Here is a 5,592-nt window from a genome sequence, read left to right as displayed (position 1 = left end):
CTCTCAAATCAGGTCAAAAAAGTGATGCGAATTTGCCACATTCGTTGCGACAAGGTGTCGACTTTGCGTCATTGAGGTGGCCTGCGGTTCGAAATTCACATTTAGTAGGCAGTTCATTTAGAGCTGAACTGGGGAATTCCATGACTCGTCGGATGGGACTTTTGAATGCTTCTGCCTTGGTTGGCGGCGCGTTCGCTACTCTGATGGCCGCCGCGCCGGCAATGGCACAGGAAACTCAGCCTACGGCTGCGGAGACTGAGGCCACGTCCGAAGTAGAGGAAATTGTAGTCACTGGTTCGCGTATCCCGAGGAACGAATACACGAGCGCTTCGCCCGTGCAGGTGCTGACCGCGCAGAACGCCCAAGCGCGTGGTCTCAGCGACACGGCGCAATTGCTGCAGCAATCGACCCTGGCCGCCGGCTCGCCCCAAGTCACCTCGACGATCTCCAGCTCTTTCGTTACCGACGGAGGACCGGGCGCGGCGACGGTTTCGCTGCGAGGCCTAGGCGCCAACCGCACCTTGGTTCTGCTGAACGGTCGTCGCGCCGGTCCGGCCGGCACACGTGGCGGCGTTTCGGCGTTCGACCTGAACGTCCTGCCGCAATCGGCCCTGTCGCGTGTCGATATCCTGAAGGACGGCGCCTCGTCGATCTACGGGTCTGACGCCGTAGCCGGTGTGGTGAATCTGATTACCGGCGTCGAGCAGGACGGCGGCGAGTTGACCGCCTATTATACCGCGCCCTTCGAAGGCGGTGGCGAGCAGATGAACTTCTCCGGCACCTTCGGCAAGACGTTCGAACGCGGCAGCTTCAGCATATCTGGCGACTACTACAAGCAGTTCGAGCAACTGCAGGGTGATCGCGACTACACCAGTTGCGCGGCACAGTATGTCTTTGACGCTCAAGGCAATCGTGCGGACCGGATCGATCCGCGTACCGGCAAGCCCGCGTGCCTAGACCTGTTGTGGGGCCATGTCTGGGCCTATGACAACACCTTCGCCTCGTTGCCGGGCCGTTTCCAGTATGATTATGACGGCGACCTGGGCAACTACATCCCGACCGTGCCGGGCAGCTTGGCCGGTCAGGTGCCGGTCCCGCCTCCAGGCTTCTATCTGGTCGGCTATGACGGCCCCAGCACGGCGGTCATGAACGGCAACCACCCGTTTGACGACGAACAGACCCTGATCCCCGAGGTTGAGCGTTACACGGTCTTCGCCGAGGGCAAATACCAGTTGACCGAGCACGCCGAGGCCTATGCCGAAGTCCTACTGAACCGCCGCAAATCCTCGACCAAGGGCTACCGCCAGTTCTGGAACTACGCCTACGCCGGCGACTGGTCTTACGGCGCTGGGTACGGCTATGAAAGCTGGGGCGGCGACTATCTGCTCAGCCCCACGCCGATCACGAACCACAACTCGGCCAGCCAGCAGGTCGATTACGCCCGCGTCGTCGGTGGCGTCCGGGGCGACTTCGTCGATCCGGGCAGCTTCCTGAACGACTGGAAGTGGGACGTCTTCTTCCAATACAGCCGTTCGGACGGCGACTATACCGCCGACGTCATCCTGAAGGACGCCGTCGACAGCCAGAGCTACCGCACCGATTCCTGCGCCGGCGAGATTATGGCGGTCAGCGGTCGGACCTGCATCGACATCAACTGGGCCGATCCGGACTTCCTAGCCGGTAATCTGACTGATGAACAGCGCGCCTTCCTGTTCGACGTGGACAAGGGCAACACTGTCTATGAACAGGCCTATATTGAAGGCTTCATGGGTGGCGAGCTGTTCGACCTGCCAGCCGGCCCGATCGGGGCGGCCCTCGGCTTCCATGTTCGTCACGACGAAATCAACGACGTCCCGGGCGAAATCACGCGCAGCGCCAACGCCTGGGGTTCGTCCAGCGCCGGCATCACCCAGGGCTCCGAGCGCACGGCCGAAATCTTCACCGAACTGTCGATCCCGGTTCTGAAGGATATGCCGTTCGCCTATGGCCTGGACCTCAGCCTGTCCGGCCGGATGACCAACACCAAGACGTCGGGCAGCGCATCGACCTACAAGGTCGGCGTGAACTGGGAGTTCTTGCCGGACGTTCGCATGCGCGCCACCACGGGCACGTCGTTCCGAGCCCCGGCTCTGTTCGAACTGTATCTGGCCGACCAGAGCAGCTTCGCCAGCCAGCGCACGGTGGATCCCTGCATCAACTGGCAGCAGAACCTGACTGACGGCACCATCAGCCAACGCCTGGCCGACAACTGCGCAAATCCGAACGGACCGGGCGGCGGCGTGCCCGGGACCCACAACGGGGCCGGCAGTTCGGCGACGCTGTTCGAGGGCGGCGGATTGGGACAACTTGAGCCGGAAACCTCCACGGCCCATGTTATAGGCTTGGTCTGGACGCCGAAGTTCATCAACTTCAGCGCTGCGGTCGATTATTTCGAGATCGAGATCGAGGACCAGGTCACCAGTCTGGGCTCGAGAACCGTCTCGGCCTGCTACCTCTCGGACAATTTCCCGACCGACCCGGTCTGCAGCCAGTTCGTCCGTAACGAGGGAACGCACCGGATCGACACCATCTCCGGCAAGTTCATCAACATCGCCGAACAGACCAACCGGGGCATCGATTTCACAGCGCGTTATGCCCACGACCTGCCTTGGGGCGACCGGTTCTCGATCGACGGCCAGGCGACCTGGCAGTTGGAATCGCGAGAAGCCCTGTTCGCCGACAATATCGTCGACACCCTCGGCGAGGTCGGTAATCCGCAGTTCGTGGGCAATCTGAACCTGCAGTACGAACGAGGCCCCTGGACCGGCGTTTGGGCCGTCCAGATGATTGGGCACCAAGGCAACTACGCCTCTTATGGCAGCGACACCGCCACGGTCGGCGGACAGGAAGTCTATCTGAAGCTTGATGCGCCCTTCACGGCCTTCCACAGCTTCTCTGTTCGTTATGATGCCGAAAGCTGGTCGATCCTGGCAGGTGTAGCCAATCTGTTCGACGAACTGCCGCCGCAACTGACTACCCTGAACCTGGGCGAATTCAGCACCGTCGGCACCTCGGCCTTCACCTCGCAATATACCGAAGGCATGTACGGCCGCCGCGGCTTTGTCCGCATCAGCAAGTCGTTCTGATCGACAAACGGGCTATATGGTCTTGACGGGGCGGCGGGTTCTCCAACCTGCCGCCCCTTTTGTCTTGCGGAGAGTGTGAAATATGGCGGTCATCCTGGGCATGAAGGATACGCTGGACGAGGATGCGGCGCGCTTTGATCCCGCGCCACTGTCGACGCCCCTCTTCCTGAACAGCATTCCCAAGGGCGGCACTCACCTTATTCGCAACATCCTGCGGATGTTCGTGCCGGTGGGGCAGCACTATGGGCGCGAGTTCGTGCAGATTCCCAACCTGGCCCAGCATCGTCATCTGTTCGATCCGGCTCGGCCGATGATGAGCTGCGGCCATCTGCTGTTCAGCGATTCCGGCGTCCACGCCCTGGGCGCCGCGAGACATATCGTTCTGGCGCGCGATCCGCACAGTTGGGTGCTGGCGCGTGCGCGCTTCTATCTGTCCGACGAATTTCAGCAGGCCAATCTGGCGCATCTGAAGAGCGGCGCCATACCGGCCGACGAACTGATCAATATGATGATCTTCGGCATTCACGAGCGGACGCCGACGCTGGAAGACATGTACACCCATAATGTCGTCGCCTGGATGGGCACACGGGCGGTCCTCTACCGGTACGAAGACATCGTCGCTGCGGTGGAAGATCTGAACAGCAAGGCTTCGGAGGTCTTCTTCCTACGTTTGCTGGCGGATTGCGGCCTCGAGGCCGTGCCCGCCGATTGGCGCGAGCGGGTCAGGGTCGGCGCAGACAAACGACAGAGCCGAACGGCGCGCCAGAACCTGAATGTGTCCAGCGCGGTCGTCCTGCCCGACGAGATCTCAGAGGCGCAGAAGAAGCTGATCGAATTTCACGCTCCGGGCTTGCGCGCTCTCTTGGGCTACGCCTGAGGCGTCACGCCTCTATCGCCGCAATCCAGTCCGGCAGTTCGCCGATGCGGGACAGGGAGACGTAGCGGGGTTCGTTCACCGGGGCGTCGGCCAGTTCGTGGGCCCAGGTGACGTGGTAGGGGATGTGGACGCCGAAGGCGCCGGCGGCGATGGCGGGCAGGACGTCGGACTTCATCGAATTGCCGGCCATGACGGCCTCGGCCGCGCCGGTGCCGTGGCGGGCGAAGACGCGGTCGTAGGTGGCCCGGTCCTTTTCGGAGACGATCTCGACCGCCGCGAACCGGTCGCCCAGGCCCGAGGCCGCCAGTTTGCGCTCCTGGTCCAGCAGGTCGCCCTTGGTGATCAGGACCAGGCGGTAGTGTTCGGCCAGTTCGGAGACCACCTCGTCCACGCCGGGCAGGGTCTCGACCGGATGGGCCAGCATTTCACGGCCGGCGGCCAGGATCTCGCGCACGACCTCGGGCGGGGCGCCGCCGTCGCACAACTCCATCGCCGTCTCGATCATCGACAGGGTGAAGCCCTTCACGCCGTAGCCGTAGAGCCGCAGGTTGCGCTGCTCGGTCTCGGCCAAGCGCGCCTCGATGGTGGCGGCGTCGCCGTGATCGTCCAGCAGATCGACGAACCGCGCATGGGTCAGGCGGAAGATCGTCTCGTTGTGCCAGAGGGTGTCGTCGGCATCGAGGCCGACCGTGGTGATGTTCATGCCGCGCCCCTATCATGGGACGAAACGCGAGGGGAGACGGGATGAACGGATCGGCGGTGGTGATCGGGGCGACGGGCGGCCTCGGCCGGGCCCTGGTCGATCGCCTGATCGTGGAGGGCAAGCACCAGACCGTCTGGGCGATATCGCGAACCGGGGAAGAGGTCGCGGGCGCACAGGCCCTGGCGGCCGACCTGGAGGACGAGGCCAGTCTGGCGGAGGCGGCGCGGCGAATCGGCCAGGGCGCGGCGCCGACGCTGATCGTGCTGGCGACGGGCGTGCTGCATGACGGGTTCCGGCCCGAGCGGAGCCTGCGGCAGCTTGAGGCGGATCACATGCTGAGGGACTATCGCGTCAACGCCGTGGGGCCGGCGCTGGCGGCGAAACACCTGCTGCCGCTGACGCCGCGCGACCGGCGGGCGGTGTTCGCGGCCCTGTCGGCGCGGGTGGGGTCGATCGGCGACAACCGGTTGGGCGGATGGCACAGCTATCGGGCGTCCAAGGCGGCGCTGAACATGATCCTGCGCAATCTGGCGATCGAGATGGCGCGCAGTCATCCGCTGGCCGTGATCGCGGGTCTGCATCCCGGCACGGTCGATACGGGCCTGAGCGCGCCGTTCCAGAAGGGGGTGGCGGAGGGGCGGCTGTTCACGCCCGACTATTCCGCCGAACGGCTGCTGGCGGTCATGGCGGCGCTGACGCCGGCCGACAGCGGCGGGGGGGTTGCCCGTCTCTTTTACACATCTCCCAGCCCCCCAGACTCCTGAGCACCTCGTATGCCGGCTTCTTCTTTGAAAAAAAAAAAAAATAAAAACCTCACAACCTATGCACGATCTGACATACACGTTGCGCCACCGGCACGCATGCTGGATGCAGTGATGGATAAAGCG

General features: G+C 63.5%; 4 protein-coding genes. 3 read left to right on the top strand and 1 reads right to left on the bottom strand.

Translation table 11 applies throughout. The features are described 5' to 3' along the window. The first annotated feature begins 140 nt into the window (after nt 1-140). Nucleotides 141-3,125, top strand: coding sequence for a TonB-dependent siderophore receptor (locus tag ER13_RS15670; protein WP_255347097.1), 2,985 nt, complete (start codon nt 141-143; stop codon nt 3,123-3,125). An 82-nt stretch (nt 3,126-3,207) separates the two neighbouring features. Further along, a complete protein-coding gene (locus tag ER13_RS15665) occupies nt 3,208-4,002 on the top strand; it encodes a hypothetical protein (protein WP_035310750.1) in 795 nt (264 codons plus the stop codon). A gap of 4 nt (nt 4,003-4,006) precedes the next feature. On the opposite strand, the gene ER13_RS15660 is transcribed toward ER13_RS15665, so the two are convergent. Continuing rightward, the gene (locus ER13_RS15660) at nt 4,007-4,705 is read right to left on the bottom strand and encodes an HAD family hydrolase (RefSeq protein ID WP_035310748.1); all 699 of its coding nucleotides are present in this window, start codon (nt 4,703-4,705) and stop codon (nt 4,007-4,009) included. Nucleotides 4,706-4,746: 41 nt separating this feature from the next. On the opposite strand from ER13_RS15660, the gene ER13_RS15655 reads away from it, so the two are divergent. Then, nucleotides 4,747-5,469 (top strand): SDR family NAD(P)-dependent oxidoreductase, encoded by a 723-nt coding sequence (locus tag ER13_RS15655; protein ID WP_081836261.1) that lies wholly within the window; start codon nt 4,747-4,749, stop codon nt 5,467-5,469. Nucleotides 5,470-5,592 lie beyond the last annotated feature (123 nt).

It is taken from the genome of Brevundimonas sp. EAKA (genome assembly GCF_000698025.1).
In the GTDB taxonomy this organism is placed as follows: Bacteria; Pseudomonadota; Alphaproteobacteria; order Caulobacterales; family Caulobacteraceae; genus Brevundimonas; species Brevundimonas mediterranea_A.
The sequence above is the reverse complement of the archived record's forward strand: the minus strand, read 5'-3'. Positions and strand labels throughout refer to the sequence as shown.